The organism is Vibrio sp. 1078-1 (assembly GCF_033340475.1).
In genome coordinates, this window is sequence record NZ_JAWOWM010000480.1 from 1 (window position 1) to 641 (window position 641).

1 protein-coding gene is annotated in these 641 nt (G+C 46.5%); it reads right to left on the reverse strand.

The window, feature by feature from the left end:
- Nucleotides 1-641 (reverse strand): formyltetrahydrofolate deformylase (gene purU, locus R7190_RS28300; protein WP_318137981.1); only part of this gene is annotated, 641 nt, incomplete at both ends.

Genomic DNA, 641 nt, shown 5'->3' on the forward strand with positions numbered 1-641 from the left:
ATTCTTCTCAACATCGCGGCCTGCTTGAGCCATATCTTGTGCGCTGAATGTGTGATCGACTGGAATAACATCCTGCTTGATGATCGGGCCTTCATCTAGATCGTTTGTCACGAAGTGGGCTGTTGCGCCAATAATTTTTACGCCACGGTCGTAAGCTTGCTGATAAGGCTTAGCACCGATGAAAGCAGGCAAGAAACTGTGGTGAATGTTGATGATCTTATGGCGGTATTTTTCAACAAACGTTGGCGTGAGAACGCGCATGTATTTCGCTAGCACCAAGTAATCTGCATCGTATTGATCGATCACCTCTAACATCTTTTGCTCGTGTTCTTCACGGCTTAGATCTTCGTGCGTCACATAGTGGTAAGGGATATCAAAACGTTCAGTGAGGCCTTGCAACTTATCGTAGTTACCCACCACGGCGGCGATTTCTACATCTAAACTGCCATCGTAATTTTTCATCAGAATATCACCTAAACAGTGTGCTTCTTTCGTTACGAGAATCACGATGCGTTTACGGCGAGAGCCAATGAGAGTGCGTTTTGCACCTTGCGGTAGAGCTTGGTCTAAATCGGCAAGAAACGTTTGGTCGTTGAAGTACCCCTCCAACTCCGTTCGCATGAAAAAGTGCCCACTGGTGT